General features: G+C 58.3%; 22 protein-coding genes and 1 pseudogene. 1 reads left to right on the forward strand and 22 read right to left on the reverse strand.

Annotation, left to right across the window (positions count from 1 at the left end; translation table 11 throughout):
• Window positions 1–11: 11 nt before the first annotated feature.
• The 10 genes from YP76_RS18335 to pseB all read right to left on the reverse strand — a co-directional run bounded on the left by YP76_RS18335 (window position 12) and on the right by pseB (window position 9,749).
• Window positions 12–905 carry a phytanoyl-CoA dioxygenase family protein gene (locus tag YP76_RS18335; RefSeq protein WP_046765053.1) on the reverse strand — a complete coding sequence of 298 codons (894 nt, stop codon included), beginning with the start codon at window positions 903–905 and terminating at the stop codon, window positions 12–14.
• Window positions 906–991: 86 nt separating this feature from the next.
• Window positions 992–1,450, reverse strand: a complete 459-nt coding sequence (locus YP76_RS27175) for an acyltransferase (protein WP_232307621.1) — start codon at window positions 1,448–1,450, stop codon at window positions 992–994.
• 115 nt (window positions 1,451–1,565) lie between these two features.
• Window positions 1,566–2,831 (reverse strand): hypothetical protein, encoded by a 1,266-nt coding sequence (locus YP76_RS18340; protein WP_145907768.1) that lies wholly within the window; start codon window positions 2,829–2,831, stop codon window positions 1,566–1,568.
• Window positions 2,832–2,834: 3 nt separating this feature from the next.
• On the reverse strand, window positions 2,835–3,893 hold the full coding sequence (pseI, locus tag YP76_RS18345; protein ID WP_046765055.1) for a pseudaminic acid synthase: 1,059 nt from the start codon (window positions 3,891–3,893) through the stop codon (window positions 2,835–2,837).
• Window positions 3,886–4,446 (reverse strand): UDP-4-amino-4,6-dideoxy-N-acetyl-beta-L-altrosamine N-acetyltransferase, encoded by a 561-nt coding sequence (gene pseH / locus YP76_RS18350; protein ID WP_046765056.1) that lies wholly within the window; start codon window positions 4,444–4,446, stop codon window positions 3,886–3,888. Before pseH ends, pseI begins: the two co-directional genes overlap by 8 nt.
• Complete coding sequence (gene pseG / locus YP76_RS18355; protein WP_046765057.1) at window positions 4,443–5,576, reverse strand: UDP-2,4-diacetamido-2,4,6-trideoxy-beta-L-altropyranose hydrolase; 1,134 nt, start codon at window positions 5,574–5,576, stop codon at window positions 4,443–4,445. The genes pseH and pseG overlap by 4 nt, the downstream gene beginning before the upstream one ends.
• A gap of 8 nt (window positions 5,577–5,584) precedes the next feature.
• Entirely contained in the window at window positions 5,585–6,901 is a 1,317-nt protein-coding gene (locus tag YP76_RS18360) for a hypothetical protein (protein WP_046765058.1), read from the reverse strand.
• Entirely contained in the window at window positions 6,898–7,602 is a 705-nt protein-coding gene (pseF, locus tag YP76_RS18365) for a pseudaminic acid cytidylyltransferase (protein ID WP_046765059.1), read from the reverse strand. Before pseF ends, YP76_RS18360 begins: the two co-directional genes overlap by 4 nt.
• Window positions 7,599–8,747: a UDP-4-amino-4,6-dideoxy-N-acetyl-beta-L-altrosamine transaminase gene (pseC, locus tag YP76_RS18370; protein WP_046765060.1), complete on the reverse strand. Its 1,149-nt coding sequence runs from the start codon at window positions 8,745–8,747 to the stop codon at window positions 7,599–7,601. The genes pseF and pseC overlap by 4 nt, the downstream gene beginning before the upstream one ends.
• 3 nt (window positions 8,748–8,750) lie before the next feature.
• The gene (gene pseB / locus YP76_RS18375) at window positions 8,751–9,749 is read right to left on the reverse strand and encodes a UDP-N-acetylglucosamine 4,6-dehydratase (inverting) (protein ID WP_046765061.1); all 999 of its coding nucleotides are present in this window, start codon (window positions 9,747–9,749) and stop codon (window positions 8,751–8,753) included.
• 681 nt (window positions 9,750–10,430) lie between these two features.
• Between pseB and YP76_RS18380 the strand changes: the two genes are divergently transcribed.
• On the forward strand, window positions 10,431–10,625 hold the full coding sequence (locus YP76_RS18380) for a hypothetical protein (protein ID WP_046765062.1): 195 nt from the start codon (window positions 10,431–10,433) through the stop codon (window positions 10,623–10,625).
• 3 nt (window positions 10,626–10,628) lie between these two features.
• Here YP76_RS18380 and YP76_RS18385 read toward each other — a convergent pair whose 3' ends face one another.
• The 12 genes and pseudogenes from YP76_RS18385 to YP76_RS18440 all read right to left on the reverse strand — a co-directional run bounded on the left by YP76_RS18385 (window position 10,629) and on the right by YP76_RS18440 (window position 23,109).
• Window positions 10,629–13,403: a conjugal transfer protein TraG N-terminal domain-containing protein gene (locus tag YP76_RS18385; RefSeq protein ID WP_046765063.1), complete on the reverse strand. Its 2,775-nt coding sequence runs from the start codon at window positions 13,401–13,403 to the stop codon at window positions 10,629–10,631.
• Between the two features lie 15 nt (window positions 13,404–13,418).
• On the reverse strand, window positions 13,419–14,819 hold the full coding sequence (locus tag YP76_RS18390) for a conjugal transfer protein TraH (RefSeq protein ID WP_046765292.1): 1,401 nt from the start codon (window positions 14,817–14,819) through the stop codon (window positions 13,419–13,421).
• Window positions 14,820–14,884: 65 nt separating this feature from the next.
• Window positions 14,885–15,703: a conjugal transfer protein TraF gene (locus tag YP76_RS18395; protein ID WP_046765064.1), complete on the reverse strand. Its 819-nt coding sequence runs from the start codon at window positions 15,701–15,703 to the stop codon at window positions 14,885–14,887.
• 120 nt (window positions 15,704–15,823) lie between these two features.
• Window positions 15,824–16,693, reverse strand: a pseudogene (locus YP76_RS29280) (conjugal transfer protein TraN); the annotation flags it as partial.
• Window positions 16,694–18,624: 1,931 nt separating this feature from the next.
• Window positions 18,625–19,374, reverse strand: a complete 750-nt coding sequence (gene trbC, locus YP76_RS18405) for a type-F conjugative transfer system pilin assembly protein TrbC (RefSeq protein ID WP_046765065.1) — start codon at window positions 19,372–19,374, stop codon at window positions 18,625–18,627.
• Entirely contained in the window at window positions 19,371–19,646 is a 276-nt protein-coding gene (locus YP76_RS18410) for a hypothetical protein (RefSeq protein WP_046765066.1), read from the reverse strand. Before YP76_RS18410 ends, trbC begins: the two co-directional genes overlap by 4 nt.
• Window positions 19,631–20,650, reverse strand: a complete 1,020-nt coding sequence (traU, locus tag YP76_RS18415) for a conjugal transfer pilus assembly protein TraU (protein WP_046765067.1) — start codon at window positions 20,648–20,650, stop codon at window positions 19,631–19,633. The genes YP76_RS18410 and traU overlap by 16 nt, the downstream gene beginning before the upstream one ends.
• Window positions 20,647–20,919: a hypothetical protein gene (locus YP76_RS18420; RefSeq protein WP_046765068.1), complete on the reverse strand. Its 273-nt coding sequence runs from the start codon at window positions 20,917–20,919 to the stop codon at window positions 20,647–20,649. The genes traU and YP76_RS18420 overlap by 4 nt, the downstream gene beginning before the upstream one ends.
• Window positions 20,919–21,575 carry a type-F conjugative transfer system protein TraW gene (traW, locus tag YP76_RS18425; protein ID WP_046765069.1) on the reverse strand — a complete coding sequence of 219 codons (657 nt, stop codon included), beginning with the start codon at window positions 21,573–21,575 and terminating at the stop codon, window positions 20,919–20,921. Before traW ends, YP76_RS18420 begins: the two co-directional genes overlap by 1 nt.
• A complete protein-coding gene (locus YP76_RS18430) occupies window positions 21,572–22,099 on the reverse strand; it encodes a S26 family signal peptidase (protein ID WP_046765070.1) in 528 nt (175 codons plus the stop codon). Before YP76_RS18430 ends, traW begins: the two co-directional genes overlap by 4 nt.
• Window positions 22,080–22,778, reverse strand: a complete 699-nt coding sequence (locus tag YP76_RS18435) for a TrbI F-type domain-containing protein (RefSeq protein ID WP_046765071.1) — start codon at window positions 22,776–22,778, stop codon at window positions 22,080–22,082. The genes YP76_RS18430 and YP76_RS18435 overlap by 20 nt, the downstream gene beginning before the upstream one ends.
• Window positions 22,771–23,109: a hypothetical protein gene (locus YP76_RS18440; protein ID WP_046765072.1), complete on the reverse strand. Its 339-nt coding sequence runs from the start codon at window positions 23,107–23,109 to the stop codon at window positions 22,771–22,773. The genes YP76_RS18435 and YP76_RS18440 overlap by 8 nt, the downstream gene beginning before the upstream one ends.
• Window positions 23,110–23,111: the final 2 nt, after the last annotated feature.

The following is a 23,111-nucleotide window of genomic DNA, read 5'->3' on the forward strand; positions in this document are numbered from 1 at the left end:
GTTTCTTTCAATCAACGAAGATAGATTCTGTTGATCCAAGGATCGAGAAGCTCTGGCTGTGTATTGGGACGAACGGGCTTCACAGGAGAATACGGCAGCGGGTTGAGCGAATAGACGACCTGGAAGATCAGTCTGCTGCCGTCTTCTACCGGCTGCCCCTTATGGATGCCATAGGTATTCTCGAAGAATGCCTCTCCCGCCTTACCGGTCATAGTTTCAAATCGGTCTGAACCAAAGGTATTGAACACCTCCTCATCACTAAAGCGACGTATCTTGACTAATCGAGAGTCATTTCCGGAACCACGCACGTAAACATGCGGTCCGCTCCTGGGTCCAACATCAGTAAGGTATACGAACAGTTTCACAAAACGCCAGTCATCGACATCGCGATGGCAGTATTCGGCATGCTGTGGTCCGCCCTCTGTGGGATAGCTCCACCAACATGCCATGTACCCGATTGTCGGCCTGCATCCCAAATAGGTGCTAGCAATGTCGAGTATACGGGAATCGTTCGCCAAATGAAGAAGCCAAGGAGCGGCGAGGATATCCTCAGCGCGATGGTGCGCAACATGAGCCCGTTTATCGCGGTGTTCCGAATCCGGTAGAAATTCAGCGCTGCGAACTCGGTACGGGTCAAACACTTTCTTGCTTAGGAAATATTCCCGTAATTCGGCGCATTGATCCGTGGTCAACACTCCGCCCATATGATGAATTCCGACCGTGTCGAGATTCGCTGCGCCTGCCTCAGCGAGTTGAGGTGCGGTAATCCGGGCCTGGGGACGTCGCCTCGCGACAAGTCCAGCGATAGCGTTCCGCGCATCTGGTGAGAGGATGCGGCGCTGTGCGTAGAATGGCCACCACCGAGGATCAGTGGCTACCTTAATGACAGTACGTAATTTCGACATGTCTCGGGCTCACGCTTTGCATTGAATATGTCTGTTCGGAACCTAATCTGATGTTCTGAATGGGGTGGTAATACAGGCGCGCACAACTACCCATTGATCTGTTGAGCAGGAATACCCGCCACCACGGCCCCGGCTGGCACTGGCTTTGTGACGATTGATCCAGCAGCCACAACTGCGTTCTCCCCGATGGTAACTCCGCCGAGGATGATTGCCCGCGCTCCAACCCAAACACCTTTTTCGAGAAGAACAGGCTTTGATATATGTCCGTATGGCGGAGTCCTGTTGGAGAACTCTAGTCCAGCGGTCTCAATCATTACATCGTGCGACAGACGAACATTGTCCCTTAAGGTAATTGAGCTGTGAGCACCCAAGACCACACCTGTACCTATGGTGACGCCGTCACCCAGAAGGATGTTCTCGGGATACTTGATTTGAACGCTCCAGTGGCATACGCAGCCGATTCCGCGTTCTTTCACCAAGGTGCCAAAGCGGATTCGCCCCCATAACCACGACAGACGCTCATATAGCCAGATTATGGTGTGCATGGTTATGCGAGCGGCATACGTTGAAAGTAATATCCGCTCCAGGCGAAGAACCCATATTCTCATCGATGGACACTCATGAGGACAATGCAATACAATGTACAGATCATTCCAAAGATCAATTAGATTCTCGAATCGTTACTATAGATCTAGCAAAACCACGAGAAATAACCCAAAATATTATGGCCGCATTTAATGTATACATACCTTTTGATAATAAAAAATCTGTGACGGGTGCAAAAAATAATACAACACACAGAAATGTGTATAATGGCTGCGCCCCTATATCGCCCCGAGCCGAAGCCACGCCTAGACGACGAGCGCAAAAGCCGCACAACATTGTTATCAAAGGCGCTGCCCACGCGAAATCCACCCACAAGGGGCCGAACAGCGAGGTGAACACGCCGACACGTGGGAAAATTTCCATAACATCGACTTGTTTGGCAAGACCAAATATGCTTAGCGCCTTGACATACGCATCTAAGTGCAACAATCCGTAGGAGTGGACCTGATGGTCATTGTTAAGCCACAGTAATTGAAACTCAAAAAAAGAATGCGTGTAATACTGAAATAAAGGCAAGGATGCGGTGAGGAAACTTGCAAGGAAGTCCGATCCCGTCCTCAGACCTCGCTCTGCCCATGCCGTGGGTGTCACAGTGTAGCCGTAGGCCGACATATAGATAGAGTCGACGGGATCGATCCCCATTCCATCGAGGCGTTCAGTGAAGACGATCGCCGAGATCGCGCCCAAGCCTAATACCGATAAAAGGCCAGGCCATCTCATCGGCTTGGGAAACATTTGCCCCGAGTAACTCGTTAAAGCGATGCCGAAATAGATCATCGCCAGCCCGACCATCAAGGACGAACGGGATAGTAGCACAAGTGCATCCAGCGACGGGACGAGGAATAAAATTAAGGTGAGAAACAGAACCGTTCGGCTTCGTTTAATCCAAGGCGTCCCAAGATAAATCAGGAGAGGGAAATAGCCGAACGGATAGATAACACTGGAGATCATCGACAACGGTCCTGCGCCATTGTCGATCAGCTCTGCGCGCATCGCCAACGCATCGAGACCTGCTGTACCACGTACGTAGTATGTATCTAACTCCTTAAGAATATTACCGATCGTCCCTAAGATAAAGGTGGACAAGAGCAGCATCCGTGCACGCTTCTTCATCCATTCTGACGATCGCGCTCGACCAATAGCGTTTGGTAGCGTAGCACCAGCAATTATGCTTCCGCCCCAGAAGCTTACGCAGCTCAATATGATGAATATTACACTACCAAGTTCCACTGATACTGTTGGCGTCACCGGCGTAACGAAAAATACGACCAGATAGACGCAGAAACCTAGCAGCAGGACCCGTTCAGGATGGTAGAGCATCTATCAGATCTCGTCATCGAAGGCAGTCCACAAGCACGGCGTGTTTGCCTCAACAGCCCGAGCTAGCGTCCGACCCAGAACGCCGTGGAAGTGCTTAGGAGCGATGCCATAACCCGGCCGCACCGAACGCACATCGCCTTCCCCGACCACCGCCCCAGCAGGCAGATCACGGACGAAGTATAGAGAACGACGGAATTGACGATTGCCTACCTCGCTTGACTTCAATCCATAGTCAATTTTCCCGAGCGCCTCCCATACGGTCTTTGCACTATGGCACAGGGCGACTAATTCCGCAGGCTCGAGTGAAAAGCTATCATCCGGCCCGCCTCCCGAGCGATCGAGAGTGAAGTGCTTCTCGATAATTGCTCCACCCAACGCTACGGAGGCGATCGCAGTGGTATTATCCAGCGTGTGATCTGAAAGCCCTACCACATGTCCGAAGCGTTGGGCCATATCTGTCATTGTACGCAAATTGTAGTCTGCCGCCGGTGCTGGATAACCGCTGACGCAGTGCAACAGCGCCAGTTGGGTGCAGCCACTGTCACGCGCCGCAGCGGTCGCTTCAGCAATCTCCTCAGCGTCCGCCATACCGGTCGATATGATCAGGGGTTTTCGAGTGGAGGCGGCATAACGAATCAAGGGGAGATCAACGGCCTCGAACGAGGCAATTTTATAGGCCGGTGCCCCAAGATCTTCGAGCAAGTCGACAGCAGTTGCATCAAACGGTGAGCTGAAGATGGTGATCTCTAGCCGACTGGCCTCGTCGAACAGCGACTTGTGCCACTCCCAGGGCATATGAGCTTCTTCGTAGAGGTCATAGAGTGTGCGCCCGTCCCACAGGCCGCCCCTGATCCGGAACTGCTCGCTATCGGATTTCAGAGTGATTGTGTCGGGACGATAGGTCTGTAGCTTCACAGCATCAGCACCGGCCTTCGCAGCCCCACGCACGATGCGTAGCGCTGTTTCCAGGTTGCCGTTGTGATTGGCCGAAAGTTCAGCGATTACATAGGGAGGATGATTGCTGCCGATAGCGCGGCCATTGATCACTATCTGCTCAGACATGGTGAGCTTCCTTTCGGTGCAATAACTTCGGTAGCAGTTCCTCGCGCTTGGCCGCCCACTCGCCGGACAGCAGTCCCAGCCGGTAGATATCAGTCAATTGGCCGTCAACGCGGTGCTGTTGGCGGAAGATGCCCTCCACTTGGAACCCGAATTTCTGATGCAGCTTGATGACCGACTTGTTGAAAGCCAGAACCTCACAGTAGATTTTAACCAAATTCAGATCGTTAAAAGCATATTCAAGCGTGAGATATTCCATCCGCACGCCACTTCCCTTCGGCGCATCAGGAGAGGCATAGAACGCCCAGCAGCAATTTGCGCTGTCGCGGTCTATTTCGGTCAAGCCAACAATCCCCGAGGGTATTTCCTGGAATTCGTACATGAAGTAGCGGACGTCTTCGCGCTCGCGCACATTCGCCCACCACGCCAGATGCTCATCAAGCGAAATTACATGGCGAGTGTACATGTTTGCCCGCACGTTCGTTGCATTCCGCCAGCTAAGCATCAACTCCAATTCTTCAGGCGAAATTGCGCGAATACGTCCAAGTGCATTCATGCCATATCTCCATCTCTTCCTGTTCTGTCGAACAGCCAGTTATTCAAAGAATCAACACCGGAACCGTCACAGATTTGGGCAGCACTGTGTGCCATCCGCGGCAGTAGCGACATGTCCTCGTCGAATAATTTCAGGCAATGCGCGAGGCTAGCTGAAAGGTTCATTCCCACGTCGATCGTCATTGCGGCACCGGTCGCGGCGAGGGCACGGGCAGCGTCGCGCTGGTTTTCTGCTAGCACCAATTGCAGAGTTGGTAGACCTAATGCGCAGCGTTCCCACGATGTGGAACCCGCAGCTCCGATCGCCAGATCGCTTTCTGCCATTATCTGGGCCATGTTTGTGGCATTGACTATGACCCGGGTCGGCCACGGCAGTTGGGAGGCCGCTGCTCGCACCTCGGCAACCCAAGGCGCGCTGGCGCCCATCACGACAGTTATCTCGTAATCAAATGGCAAACCAGCACTTTGGAGCGCCTCAAGCACGCGGCGAGTAGCGTTGTTCTTGTCGATACCGCCCAGGGTAATCAAAATGCGGCGCGGAACCGGCATATTTCGACGAGCTAGCGCTTCCCTCCTTTTTTCAGCGAACTCCGGGCGCAGGAGGGCGAAGCGCGGGCCGACGAATAGCTGGCAGATGTCAGGCAACAGCCCAGCATAATCAGACTCTTTGCGGCCTGCGTTCTGATCGAGTAGAATATCCGCGTCGTGCTCCCGATCGGCAAGGTCGTCAATCACAAGAAGGCGCGCGTTGGGAGGCCGAACGGCGGCTTCCCAACGGCGGTCAAGCGCATAATGATCGACGACAAGCCAGTCGGGTGCGAAAGCATTTATGTAGGGGACGCAATCTTTCGCGTCTTCCTGCCAGCGCATCCCAAGCCACGATGCGTGCGCGGGTGATATTTCGTCAAGAGGTCGAAATAATTTCCCGGGTGGCGGCAGGAGTATCAGTCCATATCCGCGCTCGCGCACAAGCCCGCCGAGATGTCCAGGAAAATCACGACAGAGGAACAGAACTTCGGCTCCGTTGCCAACTAGCGCGTTGGCTAGTGTCAGGCAACGCATAACATGACCGGTGCCGATCGACAGCGATGCATCTGCACGGAAGAGGACGCGAGAGAAGGGAATGGTCACGAGGACACCTAATATGTGTATGTCGTGATTGTAGCTTCAATCGCGTCAGCGACACAGGCGATGTTCTCTAGCTTCATGGCTCGGCTATCAAACAACGGCTCATTCACAATGCCGGGATAGGAAACTCGAACAAAATGCTCCAGCAACCAGCGTCCTGTGCCTTCGTCGCCCACACCTGACTGCGATTCCTCAAGGAGCAGCCGCACCGCATCCTCAATGGTCCGACCGTGAAATGCTGGGAGTTTGGCAGCAATTATCGGATGTCTGAGCGAAATGCAGCGTCCCTTACCGAACACGGCTTCCAGGCCCACCGTCCCGGTCACGGTCATCGTCCCGATAGTTTGGCTCTGCGCCTCGGCCATATTCATCGTCATCGGCAGCAGCACCAGCCGCCGCTGACGCCGAGCCAATTTTATGAGCTCTTCTGACACTTCATATTTGGCCTTGGGGTTCAATTTGACCGCGACTACGACGTCTTTTGGCGCAGCCCGCATGATCGCTTCAAGCGTGGCGACCTGATCGGCATAAGGATACCCCCATATATCAAGGTTTGCCTCAGGCTGCATTTGCAAGGGGTAAAGCAGCGCCCGCTGGCCGGACGGCACCGGTCGCGCTAACTCATTCCATGCCTTAAGCCTCGCACTTACCTTGCGGTTTAGCAACAACTTATGCGCAAGCGAAGGCGTGTTATAGCGTTCTCCGCCCAACCGGGCCGTCCAAGTCCGCGCTGATGAGACTGCCTTGCGCACCTTCTGCAGCCGATCAGGTTTGCGCATATATGTCGGAATGGTTTGTCCCGTCGATATTGACCGTACGTGCTGGTCGATTTTATCCAGACTCCATACTTCACCACTCCCACCGAGAGGATTTTGGGTGTCATCCTGAAGAATCATCAAACGATCGGCCGGATAACGGGTCATGCTAGGATGAAGATAACGAAGTCCGCGGCGCTTGCAGGCACGGATCACCAACTGCTCATGGAACAGAGTTGATTCACCGATTACCACATCGGGCATTAATGCATCCAGCGCGGCTTCGATCCTAGCTTCGTAATAGGTGTAGTGCCTATCGCCATTTCCGAAATGCGATCTGCCGCGGTCGGCTGCAAGCGCAGCATTGAGCTCGGCCTTCGGTGCCCGCAATTCAGCCTTGCGCGGGTAAGGTATCACCACAACCGCATCGGATTTCGAGCGACTTGCACGCGGTTTGAATGCATGATTTTGGACGATCCAGCCGATGGCATGGCCGCGTTTGCCCAGTTCGCCGGCTACCGCTTCCCAAAACACGGTCTTGCCGCGATTTTCGATGAAACAGATCCGGCTCACGCCCCTTTCCTGCCCATGCTTGCGTTTAGGACGGACATCAGCAATTCGGCCCGCACCCAATCTTCTTCGGTGTCAATGTCCTGAACCCGGTGACGCTCGATGACGGTGCCGTAAGCACCTTGGGCAAGAACGCCTGCGCCGGAATTCGCCCAATCGCCTGCCTTTGCCCAATAGAACTGACCGGCATCGTGCCAAGTTTCCTCAAGGTCCTGAGATCGTGTGAGCATGTGTTCTTGCTTTATCATCTCGATCGCGCCTTGCGGAGAACGCCGGAGCGCGCGCTGGATCGGGAACGGAAAGGTCGTCACGGCAACGACAAACCGGGCTTCCTCTCGCTCAAGAGTTGCAAGCCCCTCAGCAAGGTCGCTTCCCTGCACGAAGGGAGCTGTGGCATATAGACAGCACACCGGCGTCGCGGGGGGTATGGCGAGCCGAGTGGCAGCATCGGCAATTACACGCGCGGTTGGCGTCTTATCATCCGACAGCTCTGCACAACGTAGGAACGGTACCTCGACACCCATCTGCGCGGCCAATTCAGCAATTTCGGCATCGTCTGTTGAGACGACGATCCGATCGAAGCACTGTGCTTCGATGGCAGCTGAAATTGACCAAGCAATCATCGGCTTTCCAAGGAAGGTGCGAATGTTTTTACGGGGAATTCTTTTCGATCCGCCGCGGGCAGGAATGACACAAAGTGTCATTGCTCCAACGCCATCATGAGCGTAGCAACCACCCTGTCTTGCTGCGCGTCCGTCATGACATGGTACATTGGGAGACTGATAGCTTCCGCGTAATATCGTTCGGCTTCGGGGAAGTCGCCCGGACGGAAGCCCATTGCCTGATAATAGGGTTGGGTGTGGATAGGGATGTAGTGTAAATTCACGCCAATGCCAGCCGCCCGCATTGCTTCGAATACGGAACGACGGCGGGCGACGGGCACGCGGATGACATAGAGATGCAGACCCGAATAGCTATCGGGATGCTGCCATGGCAGTGTAATAGGAAGGCCAGCCAGCAACTTGTCATAGCGACGGGCCAACTCGTGGCGACGCGCAACGAAAGCCTCCAGACGCTTCATCTGGCTGATGCCGAGCGCCGCCTGCAACTCAGTCATACGATAGTTGAAGCCCAGCGCGACCTGCTGATAGTACCAAGGACCATCCGGCGTGTGAGTCATTTGATCCGGATCACGGGTGACCCCATGACTCCGAAGAAGCTCCATGCGTGAAGCAAGCACCGCGTCGTTCGTAAGCGCCATACCACCTTCCGCCGTGGTCACTATCTTGACCGGATGGAAGCTGAACACGGTGATATCGCTATAGCGCCCGTTGCCAATAAACTCGCCGCGATACCGACCGCCGATCGCATGCGAGGCGTCCTCAATGATGCGAAAGCCGAAACGCTGACCCAATGCGTGGATCGCCGCCATGTCGCATGGTTGGCCCGCCAGGTGGACTGGCACAACCACTTTGGGAAGTCTTCCCTGGGTTTCCGCTGCAACCAGCTTTCGTTCCAGCGCTCTAGGGCACATGTTCCATGTTCTTGGGTCTATGTCGACAAAGTCAACCTCAGCGCCGCAATAGAGTCCGCAGTTCGCTGATGCGACGAAGGTGATCGGGGTCGTCCACAGCCGATCTCCCGGCCCCAAATCAAGTGCCAAGCAGGCGATATGCAGCGCCGAGGTGGCGCTGTTGACAGCAACGCCATGGGCAGCGCCGACGTGCGCAGCTACTGCTGCCTCGAACCGCGGGACCATTGGACCCTGTGTAAGGAAATCAGATTGCAGGACGCCGATGACAGCATCGATGTCCTCCTGGCTGATATCCTGACGTCCATAGGGGATCATCAATCAGATGCTCCCGATCTTCTGGCGATTTTCCTCAATCCAGCGGCGTAAGGTTTCCGGCGCCATCCATTCGCTGTTGTTGTCGCTCGTGTAGCTGAAGCCCTCCGGCACGCGCTTGCCATCCTTGATCCGCGCATGGTCCTTGTCCCAGTCATGGATGGCTGGCAGGATCTTGAAATGCTCCGGATATTCATATGTGTAATATGCATCCTCAGTGCTGATCATCTGCTCGTGCAGCTTCTCACCAGGCCGAATGCCGACAACCTCCTGACGTGCCTCTGGAGCAACTACGCGCCCCAGATCCGTCACTTTCATTGATGGGATCTTCTTTACGTAAACTTCGCCACCCTCCATGTCGGTGAAGGCGTGCCAGACCAGTTCCACACCCTGCTCTAGAGAAATCATGAACCGCGTCATGCGATCGTCTGTAATTGGCAGCACACCCTTGTCGCGGATCGACATGAAGAAAGGTATCACGGAGCCGCGTGAACCCATGACGTTACCATATCGCACAACCGCAAAGCGCGTATCCTGATTGCCGGCATAGGAATTGCCGGCAACGAACAGTTTGTCGGATGCAAGCTTGGTTGCACCGTAGAGATTGACTGGACTACTGGCCTTGTCGGTAGACAACGCCACGATGCGCCGCACCTTCTTGTCGATGCACGCATCGATTAGATGCATTGCTCCGCTCACGTTAGTCTTCACGCACTCGAATGGATTATATTCGGCAGTAGGCACGATCTTCGTCGCCGCAGCATGAACGACATAATCAACCCCATCGAGGGCGCGATGCAAGCGCTCACGATCTCTGACATCACCGATAAAGAAGCGTACACGGGGGTCATCTTGGAACTTCTTGGCCATCTCCCACTGCTTCATCTCATCTCGCGAATAGATGATAACCTTTTTCGGAGTATATTTGGCCAATGTCATCGGCACGAAGGTATTCCCGAACGAACCTGTTCCTCCGGTAACCAAAATTGTTGAATTGTTGAGCATTAATTCTCCATGAGAAGATGTATCGGACAATCCACTAAAGGTTATCATTGATATTTAGTGATGTTGGTTGGTGAATCGAAAAAAGCTCATTTATTTTAACAATGCCGCTCGCTCGTCACATCCAAATTCTACAAGATTTCAATGCATAAAATCTTAGGATGGGACCTATAAGGAAAATTATCTTCTAATGCGTGAGGCAACTAGTCAGGTGCATAAACGCATCCCGCAGGCCCGGGACGAGCGTGAAGAAAACTCAGATGCTAATTCGCCGCGATCAGAGCTGCCTTCATTCAACAACAGAAGACATCGCGCGACTGTTTGCCTGCCGACTTCACGGCAGCTTTGGCCATACCGAAATCCGAGTGCGGTATGATCTAGAGCATTCGATGTTCCCCGGCTAATCCGATTCAGTGCCAAAGCTACCGCACGGCAGGTGAATACGCCTTCCGTTCTATTGGGTGCAGGCAATATCCCTTCACCAATGCTTGGCCGCGTAAACGATTGCCTCGAATTTGAAAAGGGGTATCATCTTGATACGTTTGATCCAGCGGGGCGGGCAGCGTGAATTTTTGATCGGGGTGCATTGCGTGTTTAGGCTCTCCCCACCATCGGAACTTGACTTAGCCCACATCGCGAACGAACCTTAAGCGCTGTACAAATGAACGTCCGAAGGGTTGAGCCATGATGGACTGGAACACTTACTTAACTACCCGGCATAATTCTGGTCAGCCTATCATCAAGCTGCTCGATCCGGCCATTAGCTACGGCACGGAGCAGGATGATGCTCTCCGCCCTACGCCGGGTGTGCAGATCGGCCGTGTGATCAACGTCGTTTTGCTCCTTGGCTTGCTGCTTTATTTCTGTTCTGCAAGGTGATGCTCATTCATGCGGGGGACGGGACTGGAAGAATTCCCGACTTGTTTCCTGGCTTACGCTTCTTTGAACATCGGCGCCCGCCCTAACATGGCCAGCATGCCCCGCCTGGGCGACCGTCTTGTCCGCAGCATAGGACCTCTTTCCTTGCTCGATTAAGGCAGGCACTGCCTCGGCGTGTCCCATGTCAGGTCCTGTCGGCAAACCGTCCAACTCCCGAAGGACGTAGCTCCCACGAACATCGTTATAGCCGCCGATGGCGCGGTGAGGCACAGTGCCCATCTCGGATTCGTGAAGGCGGTCCTGGACCGTGATGCGGATCGATTCTTGCTTCTCACCCATCCAACGATCTATCATCCTCTCACGCACCATGTACTGATGGTCGGTGAGATCCGTTGCCCACAATTCTGGCGCATCGAGCCCCGGATTGTTGAACTGCTCGTTGCGATACCACCGCGCCAGGTCCTGGCTGAGATTTTCACTGAGCTGCATACCATGCGTCTCAGCATAGCTCGCATCCCGTGAAAGCTGCTGGGATAGTTCGTCCAGCTTCTCAGCCGATTCATGGTAGGAGCGAGCACGCGACAAGGCATCCTCCTGGCCCTGAGAGGAGGAAGTCATGGTTGAAGCACGGCTGAATGTCCCACCCCTATCATAAGTGCCGGCCGATAAAGACACATTGTTTCCAGTCGAATGTTCGTCGCGTACGCCGTTGAAGGAACTACTGGATTCATCGCTACCTCGAATTTCCTTGAATCCTTGGTTCAAGTTGTCCTGCTGGTTCCCGGTAAACCCAACACTCCCGCTGAGGTTTGAGCCAACGCCGGAATGGCCACCCTTTCCGCCTAAACCAAGCTGACCGCCCAAGCTGCCACCGGTCTGTTCAATCCAAGATATGGACCAATCACGCCCACGACTTTCAGACTGGTTCAATGTGGTCGAGGATCGTTGATCAAAGCCCGAAGAGCTGCTGCCTGTGCTGCGGTCAAATTCCTCCATTGAGGTGTTGGAGCTGCGCCCTTTGCTGCTATCCCAGCCGGAAGAGCGTTCGCTGGACACACTGGATGCGCTTCGGTCCGTCTGCGTGCTGGTGAGAATATCGTTCGCAGCTGCCCTGTAGGCCTGCGCCTGGCGGTGTGCTTCATGGGCTTGCTCGCGCAGTTCGGACACGAAGCCTGTGCTTGCCGTCGGGGTGAAGCCTAGCCGTGAAATGGCCTGGCTCGTATCGATGACCTCCTGCCCGTTGCCGAAGCTTGCGACGGTCGCGCCATTATCCTGTCGCGCGCTAAAGGCCGACGCTCCCGCCTGGAAGTTCGGCGCGCTATTCCATTGATCGCTCTGGCGCATATTCGAGGTCTGGTTCGCCCAGCTCACATTTCCATAGGAATAATTGCCCGTGCTCTGTTCAACGGCTGCCGCTTCAGCAGCATTCTGGGCTGGGGCCAGCATCGACATCGACTGCCCCGCGATCGACATGGCGCCGCGCGCCAGACCAGCGGCGAGGAAGGGGACGCTCATCAGCATGAAACCTGCGATCGTCGCTGTCTCTGCATTGACAGCGCCAATGCCCTCGAAGGATCCAAGGGTGAGCCCGCCCCCCGCCGCTGCGGTCGCCGCGTTTTGCGCGCGGGTCATGCAGATCATGTGAAGGATCACATAGAGCGGCCCCCAGGCCGCAAGGTAGAAGAATCCGGTCGCATAGCCCTTGAGCGCTGTCACCCCGGTCTGCGGCATGAGGAACAGCGGAAACAGGACCGGAAACATCGCGAAGAAGACGACCGTCAGCACGACATTGAGGATCGGAACCCAGGTCATCGCCTGCTGCGCGATGCTGTTATAGGTGTTGCGGGCCTGGATGTCCGCCCGGGTCTGCGCGAAGGCGTCGATCGCGCTGCCGCTCATATTGTGGCGCGCCTGCATGAAGGCGTGGATTGCGCTGTTCTGGCGCATCGTCTCGGCAAAGCCTCCACTCGCCTGCGTGAAGGCCTGGTTGACGATCGGCACGTCATGACGCAGCTTCGCCTGCGCCAGCGTTTCGCTGAGCCGGGGATAGACTTCCATCCCCCATATCTTCGAATTGGCCTCGATCATCGATGCCCATTGGGCGTCCAGCATCTCATAGGCCTGGGCACATGTGACGATATAAGGCGTGGCCGTGCCGCCGCTGCGTTCCAGCCACTCCTGCGAACGCGATTGCGTATCCGAGGCGATTGCGCTCCATAAATCGGTGGCGTTCGCCAAATCGGTCAGCGATTTGCGATACAGCATGATGTCGCCAAAGACGCACTGCTTCATATACTGATCGAGATTGGCGGAAAATTCCGCATCGCGAATGGTGAAATGGCGCGTGGCGTCGAAAAGACGCGCGCCGTAAATGAGACCGTTGCTGCTGTAATCGAGTTCATCGGGCATCACGAACACCGTCTCGGCGGTACGGGTGAGATAATCCCCGACCTGCGTCGTGAAGCCCGCAAGAACGCCGAGCCCCAGCGGCACATTGGCGATCGTGGCGGGGGCAAGGCCTGGATTGATCCGATCGGTGACCTTGACGTCCACCGTTGGAACCATGAGGCACATGTAGATGGCCGTCGACTGAAGGAACCAGTTGACGCCTGCTCTCACATTGAGGGTAAAGGCGAGCGCCAGCAGCGAGTAGATGAGGCCCATCACCATGACCACGCGGATCATGGAGCGGTAGCCCCCGCCTCCCGTCCAGGCCGCCACGGCATTGAAGGTGTTGACGAGATAGTCGCCGCCGCCAATCGTGAAGACCTCCAGCATGGCGCTTGCCTCTCTTTATTGAAGCCCCTGGGCGCTCAGGCCGCGTGAAAAGCCCAGCGCCGCCGACATGCCGGGCGACATCATGTTCTGCAAAGTCGATTCCAGGAAAAGGCTTCGATCAATGACCTGGTAGGTCAACTGGAGCTTGTTGCTGAGCTTGACTTCCCGGCTCACGAATTTCTGCCGCGTGGCCGCGATCTGTGCCTTCCACTGCTCGGCTGTCGCCTGGTCGGCGGTCTGGTAATGGACCTTCGCCTGCTCGACCCGGTCAAGCATATTGTCGAGCATCGCATTCAGTATATCGACCGCCACGATCTCGGAGAGCGCCTCGATTTCTCCATTCGTGAGCGCATTATGGGCCAGCGCCTGCACGGTCACGATCTTGTAGAGCGGAATTGTCGCTATATTGAGCAATTGTCTTTCCGCAGCCGTCAGCGTCCCGTTCGTGCGCGCCTTGACGCTCATGTCGCTGATCATCTGTCTGATCCGGGGACGAAGAGCCGCGGAAGAAGGAATGGTGAGCGTCGCCTCGCCTACATCGTAGCAATTGCTGTCATTGCAGGTGAGCACCTTGACCGCAGGCGCATTGTCCGTGCCGTCGAGCAGCGCCGTCACGACCGCTTCCTCCGCAGGTCCGTAAATGACGACCTCCCCACCAACGGCCGGGTCGGTCGCAGGACGGGTGACGATGGTGCCCACCAGCGTCATCACATATTCGGAGAAATCCTGATCAAACGCCCCAAACTTTGCCGATTTCTTGAGCGCCTCCCAGGTGTAGTTATGGCTTTCTCCGACCAGATGATCCCTCATCGCCATGTCCGCGTTGGCCGCGATCGTGCTGTCGCGGCTGCCGCCATTGTTGCAGCCCTGGCGCGAGGCCGCCCAGTCGGAGAAGACACCTTGGGAGTTGCCGATCGCCTCGCATATCGTGGCGCGCGTGGTGTCCATCGTGGGCCAGATGCCGCCCACAAGCGCCTGCGCCGTCTCGCAACTCGAAATGTTCATCTGATTGAGGAGCTGCGCCTTCTGGCTGAACTCGTCCATGACCTTGCCAATTTCCGGGGAAACGGAATCGATCGCGAGCTTGAAGGCGAACCCCAGGGCATTGTTGGCCGTAGCCTTCAGCATCGCCACGATCTCGGACGCGTTGATGAACGAGAAACTGCCGCTGAAGAGATCGATGCCACCACATCCCGCACGGGCGGAAGGGAGCTGGAGATTGAAAGGAGCGACGCTTTTCTGGGGAAAACGCGTCCAAACATTGCCCAGCGAATAATAGCCCGCTGACTGGCCCTGAAAGGCCGAGGGCCCCGTCACATTCGCCGCCCCGCCCGCTTCGCTGAAGAAATTGTTCATTTCCGAGGCCACATTGGCGTCTGCTACGCCGATCACGGCAAAATGAACGGCGGCCGTCATCGCGACCACCGACCCGGCCCCTTTCAGGAAGCGGCCGATCCCCCTGGACCTTTTGCCCTTCGCCATCAGAAATCGCTCCCTGTCTTGATGTTGGTGAGCATGAAGATGCGGTCCATGATCTCGTCGGCCGACAGGATGCCGAAACCGACGGGGATGGTGCGTCTTGTAACAGTGTCGAACAGCACCAACGCCGGCGTCTCGTTGCCAGGCACGCCCATCCGCTGGCGTTGCCCCGCATCGACGACATAGTCGGGGAAATCCCGTGTAGGACCGCCATCCATGGAGATCGCCATCACCGTCATCTCGTGACTGTCAGCAACCGAGCGCAGGATCGGTCCGAAAATGTCGCAGGCGCCGCAGTTCTGGGCATAGAAATAGAAAAGGCCATAGCGCTGCCCAAGGCTTCTGAGCACAGCATCGCGATCGGCCTTGCGATTGTCGAGCCAGGCGCGCTTCCCCACGGTGTTGACCGGGCGCTGAAGAGTATAGTCAAGCTCGGGGTGCTGCCAAAGGGCGCGCTGCCATGTATCCGAGAAAGTGGATGCACGGTCGAGCTGTTCGCGTTGGAAGCGCACATAGGCGATCACATTCTCTTCGCTCGGCTCAAGAATGGCCCTTGCCTTGAGTTCGTCGAGATCGCGCTTGATAGCCGCCACGCGATCGGCCGCGCTGGCCGGCGGCCCCTTCCGTGCCGGCGTCTTGTGCTCTTGAGGCTTGCGGCAATAGAACCACTGGCCGAGCTGGCGCTCCCCGCAATAAAAGTCGCGCGCCTCGCCCCGCTCGTCCACTTGCGTGCCCGACATCTCCTGTCCCTGCGTCTGTGCAGGTCCGGCTCCCCCCGTCAGGACCAGCAACAGCGCCAGGTACCTGGCAATTCGCTTCATAGCGCCACCTCCCCGCTCATTTCGCCGCCAGCAGGTCGGCAAGCCGGCGGCAGGCCTGATTTCAGGCACTGCGGCCGCTTCCTTCCGCATCGCCTGGTCGTGGGCTGCCTGGATGGCATGTCACTGGCCGTGCAATTCATAATAATCCTGGATCTTCTGCTGGATGTCGCTCATCGTCTGGGCTTCATCGGGCATGCGCGCGGCGTCCATGAAATCTGAATAGACGTCGGTGAAATCCATTTTCGAGAGATCCAGACGCGCGAACTCATCGACGGTGAAGCCCTCGCACTGCTCGTTCTTCGGCTTCCCGAAGGGCTTGCCGATCTGGGGCCGCCCCTGCTCCTGAAGGATGCGCGAGAGTTTGCTCTCAAAGCAGCAATAGGTTTTCCGCTTCGTCGTGCAGACGCCCAGCACGCTTGACGAACAATAGCTTCCGACAAAGGTGCAAAAGCCCATGCGGTCCTTCACATCGAGCATCTTCTCCTCGGTTGAACACATGAAGGTGGTGAGGAACTGCGTCGCGACGCCGGCCAGCACCGCGTCATTGCCGCTGATCGCCCCGGAGAGCGCCGCGCCGCCGATCCCGAGCGGCAGCAGCCCGGAGACCTTGCCTGCACAGCAGTTCACTACGCCGAAGATCGGCTTGTGACAGGTGTCGCGGGCGCCAGGAAACACATGCATGTCATCGGGATCGAAATCCTTGCCGGCCGTGTCGATGGCCTTGAGGGCAACAAGCGCATCCTTGAATTCGTCGGACGCTTCTCGTGTGATCGCCTCGCAATCGCCGTTGATACAATAGACGTCATCGCCACAAACATAGCTGGGCGGCTGCTCTGCCTTGCCGCCCGGCACGGGGCAGCGATAGACTTTCTCCATCATCCGGCAGCCCTCGCCCGAGCGTTCCTCGTCCAGACAATTGTCATATTGCCAGCTGCATTGCGGATTGCCCTGCAGCTCGCCGCAATCATTCTGCGGGTCTTCGGTATGACAACCACCGTCCGGACTTGCGATGGCGCCTGCCGGACACTGCTGATGCGAGGCGGCTGCCTGGCTATGGGCTTGCGAGCATGTCTGGTCCGACAAGGTGAAATTTGCCGGGCAATAATAAATGGGTTGCGCCGCGACGCTGGCCGTACATTGCGTACCCGATAGCACAAAGCCAGTCGGGCAGCTGTAGATCGGCGTCGCCGCCTGGTCTTCGGTCCGGGTACAGCTTGTGCCGCTCAGCAAATAACCGGTCGGGCAGGAATAGACGGGCATGCCGGGCAACGTGTCGGTTCGCGCACAGCTGGTGCCATTGAGCGCGTAACCGGACGGACAGGCGTAGCTCACCGAAGCGGCGATCTGTTCATTCACCGTGCAGGTCGTCCCTGAAAGGCTTCCGCTGCCGGGACAGCTATATTGGACATTGGCCTGTTTATATTCGGACCTGACGCACGTCCGGCCGGACAAGGCATAGCCAGCAGGGCAGACATAGGTGACAGACGCGCCCGTCACATTGGTGCGATAGCAGGTCGTTCTCTGCAAACTGCCGCCTTGCGGACAGGTGTAGGTGACGACGCCATTCTGGACGACGTTCGACACGCACTGGTTATAGGCGGGATCGAAATTCCAGAAGGCGCTCGGGCAGGTATAGGTCGTCAGCGGCTTATAGAGGCACCAGCGATCACCGTATTTCTTCTCCTCCCGAAGAAATTCTATGCTGCCAGGATTGGTGCCCGTCGGAGCGCATTTCCTGCTCGCAAATTCCGCCTTGCGCATGACGCAGTGCGGACCGCCGGAAAAGCCGCTGGGATTGTAGTAATAATAGGGGCAGGCATAGGCAGGCGTCGCCGATGTTGTACTGGTCGTGACGCATTTGTCGCCCTGCACCGTGCCGCCGCTTGGACAGCTATAGGTGGCCGTCGCCTGATAATTGGCGCTCTGCGAACAATTGCCGTTCTCAAGGCTGTATCCGGGCGGACAGGAATAACTCTCCGTGGCAGGCTGCGACAGTTGGCGTGTGCAGGTCGTTCCACCCAGGGTCCATCCGGGATCGCAACTATAGGTCGCGGTGGCGGCGTAGCTGAAGTTGCGCACGCAGGTCGTGCCTGAAAGCGAATAATCGCTCGGGCAGGAATAGACCGGAGTCGCCCCGATGGTAACAATGGTCTGGCAGACCGAACCCGCCAGATTATATCCATTCGGGCAGCTATAGCCGGTCTGGTCGGCACCCTGGCTGACAGTTTGGCTGCACCGGCTGCCATTGAGCGTCCATCCCCCAGGGCAGCTATAGGCGCTGACACTGGCGGGCTCGGTCTGCGCGCATCGCGAACCGTCGAGGGTCCATCCCGCGTCGCAACTATAGCTGATGCTGGCCTGGATGACCTCAGTCATGGAACAGCTCGTGCCATCAAGCGTCCAGCCGGCGGGACAGGAATAGACCGTCTCGCTCGGAACGGATGTGACGACGACCCCCATGTCGCAGGTCGCATCATGGAAGACCTGCTGCTCTTGCGCCGGCAGCGGCGTGCATTCTCTCGAAGATCCGCCGATCTGCTCGCCGCCAAGATGTTCGGTCGGGTCGCTTTCGATCTGCCTCGCGCGCGCTGTCACATCCTCCAGCTCCTCATTGCTGAAGGTCGGCCGCACCTTATCGGCGTCGGTCGCGATCCTGTAGATGTCGCTCGATCCCTTGAGCGCGTTGCTGTCGTTCACGAGCCTGTCGGGATCGCCGAAATAATCTGCCTGCGGGAGGTCCGTTCCCTGGTAACCGGGCACGATCGCCGCCTGCGCATCATTCCGGGGTATCCAGGCATCATCGCTCCGCATCGCATTGCCGAGCGCCTTCCCTTCCTCCCGCGCCTGGTTGACCGTCATCTGGGCCGGCGCGGGATGAGGAGTGCCAAGGAGAGCCAGCGCGAGGAGAAAGCGTCGCAGCCTCATGGGCGGTTGGCCGTGAGGCTGGAGAGAGCGATCGCGGCGATCCGCGCGCCCGGCCCGTTACCCTCTGAAAAGCTGCTCAGCGCATAATGCACCGTCACATTGCCGGTTATGCGGTCATGAGGCGGCACGTTGGTGCGGCAATCGAAGCCCGAGCAGGGGTCAAAGTCCGACGAGACCGCCACATAGGTCGGCACCGCCTGCACGTCGAACGCGCGGAAAAGGCGCGGATCTATGCCGATATTGGGCAGATCCTGCTCGTCCACGATCTTGCCCAGTCGCGCGGAAAAGGCCTTCATGCTGTTATCGGGGAAGCCTCGGAAGACGACCAGCCCGCCCGCCTTGGCCGTGTCCCGTACCATTTGCTTCAGGGAAGCCGGCGGCATGGAGAAGCTCGCAAAGGCGATGAACTGTGGCGCCTCGCCAGCCTTGCGATCGAGATTGGCGGCCGCCCCTGCCACAATCTCATCGAAGTCGACCGCTCCCTCAAGCCCAGGCGGCAACGCACCTGCAGCCATCTCGCGCATGGCCTGAATGCCGCCCTTTTGGACGCCGGCCGCCTCTTTGCGGAAACTGTCGCCCCGATCCTTGACATGACTGGCAAAGGCTTCCGCTTCTTTCTGGAACCCGGCGGCCCGCGCCTTGATCTCCTGGACGTCAAGGCCCTCGACCGACTGTGCGAGAAGCGCGGAGATCCCGGCCATCCCCAGCACCGCAGCCGCGCCCGTACGAAACCAGCATGTCTTCATGGTCGCATCGCCCGATATTGCGTCTTCAGCTGGAGCCTTTCCTGGCCGGGCCCGGGTTCGACCCCGCGCACCTCAAGGGCCAGCAGGAGCGTGATCGCGCCAACGACAGACAGAAGGCCGATGATGGCTGCCATGACGATCTGCGCCGCGCTGACAACATAGTCCTGGACGCGCGCGCGCCAGGGCCGCCCTCCTTCGCCCGGATTCAAGCATCGGCCACACCGCGGACAGGATTCGCCGCCCGGAACTTCTTCGCTCACATCACGCAGCAATTTCTTTTCCTCCAGACAAGGTAGCCCATGTCTTCGCCGCCTGCAGGATAGGCCCGCCCGGCATCGGGAGGCATGGTGGAGGCGCCGATCGGCGAACAGGCAAAGCGCCCCGAGACCGTCGGGATCGGGTTCACCATCTGGAACCGATATTGCTGCTTGCGCATGATCGGCATGACATATTTCTCGCACAGGCCCTTCGCGCCCATCGTTCCCCATGCCAGCGCCTGGCGGTGCATCTTGTAGGCGAAGCGGGAGAGGGCGAGGCGCGACGACTGGACGTGGCCGATCGAGGAGGCGATGTTGCCGTTCATGGGATACATCGACCCCTGACAACCAGCACACCAGAAAAGGGAATCAATCGGCATCGAGGCCGTCGCGCTCACGCAGTCGGCCGCGCACGCTGCCTGCGCGACGGGATTGGCAAAGACGATGGCTTCCGGGTTGATGAGGCCCGACAAGGCGTCGTCCTGCCAGAGCGGATCGACCTCGGTCATATAAGCGATGTCGAAGCTCGCCTGCTCGAAGCAGACGAAGTCCGTGAGCAGCTCCATCCAGTAGAGCAACGGATACACATACCAGTGCACATGCCATTTTGCCGTGCTCTGCGATCGCCCGCCAACCATGGAGGGGCCGGCCATATAGCCCTGGCCAATGTCAAAGCCCGGCGCGATCCTCACGCCGCCCAGATTGGGGAAGCACCAGGGCTTCATCGTTACATCGGCAAGGCGCGCCGGCTCCCAGAAGCCGACCGATATCCCGACCCGCGGGATAGGATCGGCGCAGGCGCAGATCGGCGAGCCGGGATTGGAAGCATCCGGGCGGTTGCCCGGCCAGATCTTGAGGCCGCCCACCGACAGCGGGAAAAGGCACGACCAGCAGACATCGGTGATGGGATTGACGAACTTGCCGTTGCAGGTCGGCGCAGCTTGCGCCTCTGGCGCTATTGCAAGACCAAGCAGCATCGCCCAGAACGCAAGGACCGCGGCGCGAAGAAGGCGCGTCATTCCATCTCCTCCCCGTTGCCAGGATGGCCCTTGTCGTCCGCGCGCCGCTTGGCGCCCCAGTAGAGCCGGCTCTGGAGGAGCGTCGCGACGATGAGCAACGCGGCGATCCGTGGCGCGGCTGAACCGATGAGTCCTCGCAAAGGCGTGATGAGCCCCACGGCAAGGGCCGTTGAAAGGCACAGCAGCTGCCAGGTCCGTCTCTTCGCGCGCAGGGGGACGGTCTCGGGAGCCGCCATGGGCGTGCGCAGCAGATCGAGCCAGAGAGGCATCAGCCCGCCCCTCCCTGCTTAAGGACCACCTCGCTCACCCGCATGACCTTGCCTGCGGTCTTCACGACAGCGGGCGTGTGCCTTATTCCGAACCGGCTCGTCAGCCGCCCGGCCTGGTCAAAATAGAAGCGGCGCTGCCGGCGCGTCATCTCCTCGATCGGCGAACCCGACACGAGGATGATCTTGGCCTGCGCCTCGCCATAGCGCGACAAGGCCCAGGCCATCTGCGCAGGATCGTCCCCATGGACGAAGACCAGCTCCTGGCGCGGCCGCACGAAGTCCAGCGGGTTGATCTTCTGCCCGGCGGCAGCGATCAGCCGCCCCCCATGGTCCCGAATATCCCGCTCCAGCACGATTGAGGGATCATAATCCCAATTCCTGGATCGCTCCGCCCGCGTGATCCCGGCCACCGGATCGGGCTGGCGTACCTTCCTTTCGACGCGCCTGGCAAAGGCAGCCTCCATCCGCGCCAGCTCCCCACTCGCCTCCGCGCGCCTGAGGCGGGTTTCGATCATTGTCAGCAGATCCGGCTCGATCACGGGAAAGACATGCCCCGCCTGACCATAGTCCTTCGCTTCACCCGCCATGGGGGGAAGGCCGAGCGAAACCGCCAGAGTTGCGAGCGCCAGAAGCGTGGTGGGAACGAGCCGCCTCACAGCAGCGGCACGCCCGTGCCAATGACCTGCCGCCCGCACACGAAACCGATATCGGCATAGCGGCTGTCAAACCCGTCCTTGTGGCCTGACCCCGCAAAATAGCAACCCTGCGGCACAGGGCCTGTCTTTCCTGGGGTCAGCGGTTCTCCAAGACGCGTACGCGGCTTCATGGTCGCAACCGGCTTGCCGTTAATCGTCACAACCCGCCCCGCATGGCCGACAATGTCGCCCGGCATGCCCAGGACACGCTTTCCGAAAAGCCGCGGCTCCTCGCCGAAATGGGCTCGCACCAGCGCATTTTGCGGCGGCATGAAGAAGACATAATCGCCCCTTGCCGGACGCCGCCCTTCCTCGAGAAGGAAAGCCCAGTTGGGCAGCGAATGGGTAAGATTGATGAGCAGGACATGGGACGCGCGCCATTCGCGCAGCGCATTGAGGCCAAGACAGAAGAAAAGCGCGCTTCCGAGCATCAGCCAGCGGCGCCCCCTGGGCCACCGCGTCCCGTCACCTGTCGCCTGCGCCATCAAACCCTCCAAAAGTTGCGACCGAGGCGCCGGCGCCGGGATCGGAAGGCCCCATGGGCAGCGCTGCGCTCTCCCCTGCCCTGCCGCCAGCGTCAGGGACCTGGCCTTCACCCGTCGCCATCGGGTCATGCTGCGCCGATGTCCCGGCTCCACCCGCCATTGCAGCCTGGCCCAGCGGCGCGGCGGGTTCGGCGCCGCGGGACAGATGCTCCATCTGCTGCGCGCTCGCTCGCCTGGGAAAGGCGATGCCAGAGCCATAGACCGCCTTTTTGAGACTCTCGGTAATATCGGGCACGTTTCGGCTGAGGACCGCCTCCCCGACCATCACGATCTGCCCGTTTCCCGATCGGCGCTGCAGTTCCTGCTCGAGCGCTCCCATGAACTGGCGCATCTCCGCCTCGACCCGCTCGGGCGGCGAGGCCGAACGCGCCTGCGCCTGCACATAGTCGCCAACGATGGTCGACAGGCGGGCAGAAACAATCTGGTCACGGTGCGGCGCCAGCAGGGATTTTGTGACCCACATGGCCCAGACAAGGAGAAGAAGGGCAAGGCCAGCGCCCAGCATCTGCCAGCGGGTGAGGCCGGCGAAGGCGGCCCTGCGCCCCGCACTCGCTGGCGGTGGCAGTGGCGCGGGCATGGGGAGGTCGAGCTCGACCTGGCTCGGCACGGGGTCAGTCATGGCCAATGCTCCTGCCCGCACGCAGGATCTCCGACAGGCGCGCCCGCCGGAGGATGAGGATCACAAGCGTCACGGCCAGATGAGCGATCATCAAAAAGTGGCGAAAGCCACGAAGCCGCTGGGCATCCGCCGCGACATAGCGGACCGACATATTGGCAAGCTGGTGCATGACCCCGTCCAGCGAGAAGCCGCCCAACAGAAAAAGGAAGAGGACGAACGCCCCCCAGCTCAGAAGCAGCGTCGTCACAAGAAAACCACTCGCCTCAAGGCCGACATAGGCGATGCCGCGCCAATGCCGGGCAACGCTTCCTTCCGGAGATTGCCATTCCATCC

Origin of the sequence: Sphingobium chungbukense (genome assembly GCF_001005725.1) — a bacterium.
Lineage (GTDB): Bacteria > Pseudomonadota > Alphaproteobacteria > Sphingomonadales > Sphingomonadaceae > Sphingobium > Sphingobium chungbukense.